The organism is Endozoicomonas sp. ONNA2 (genome assembly GCF_024606365.1).
Taxonomy (GTDB): Bacteria; Pseudomonadota; Gammaproteobacteria; order Pseudomonadales; family Endozoicomonadaceae; genus Endozoicomonas.
In genome coordinates this window covers 1-1,022 of sequence record NZ_JAHHPO010000640.1, presented here as the reverse complement: position 1 = coordinate 1,022, position 1,022 = coordinate 1, and the positions used below count along the sequence as shown (strand labels likewise).

General features: G+C 48.3%; 1 protein-coding gene. It reads right to left on the bottom strand.

Annotated elements, in window-relative coordinates; genetic code table 11:
• Positions 1–36 precede the first annotated feature (36 nt).
• Complete coding sequence (locus KDK14_RS11260) at positions 37–732, bottom strand: hypothetical protein (protein WP_257265214.1); 696 nt, start codon at positions 730–732, stop codon at positions 37–39.
• Positions 733–1,022 lie beyond the last annotated feature (290 nt).

Here is a 1,022-nt window from a genome sequence, read left to right as displayed (position 1 = left end):
CTGGGATAGATGTAAGAAAAGTCATGGGTTATGCATTTATGACTTGAATTCAGGCTGGGAAAAATCCTGAAAATCTGCGGGATCAAAGCATGCGGGAAGGTCAGGGTGAATGCGCGGATGAAGATCCGGGTATTGGTCATCATAGCGGTTGCAAATTTTCATGGCAGACCTGAAATCACACACAACTTCAAATCTTCCGACTTTCAAAACCGGCCAACCATAGGAGATATAGGTTGCCGATTTTTTCAGGGACGCTGGCCAACGGCTGACAATCTCAGCCACTTTTTCCCGGTCTGGCCACGCAGCGGTGAAATGATCGTTAATTTCCCGGGCCACACGTTTTTGCAGCGTCTCGGCGAACTTCATAACCTGGCTAGACAGACCGGCCTTACCTTTAGTGCCGGGCGTTTTGTCGATCGCTTCATCAATGGCATTGAGTGCGGTGGTTATATCAACGGATCTGGCGTCAAGCTCCTGAACCATGTTATCGACGGTCAGTGGATCAATGGCCCGTTGCTGCAGGGTTGTTTCTGCGACTGAGATATCCTGATCAGAATACCCCCGGATTTTCAAGTGCTGGCGCTCATGTAAACCGATTGTGGTTTGCCTTGTGTCGAAGGGTGCTGCTTCTGCAGAACAGGAAGCTGCATGATCTGACGACATTGGTAGTTGATCTGCTGAGGTAATAAAGTGTGAAGCTGGTGGTAATGGTGACCGGGTGGGAATAGCCATAATAAGTACCTGAGATAGACAAACATGAATTACCCAATTGATCAATTCAATCAATTGTCTTTTCGTCAGACTTTCAGATCAGAATTTAGTTCCCGGTATATTCAGGCAATGTGTTTGGCGCCCTTTGGCTCCGCTCAGGATGAACGCAGATCAAGCCTGAATCGGGACGTTGATGCAACGCTGTTTCCAGGGAAAACAGAGGCCTGCCAGATTGGGCTCCTGGCATCTTGAGTCAAGACCAGGGCGATAGAATCGGCCTTACGATCGTTCCAATCAAGGCTAATTTAAAC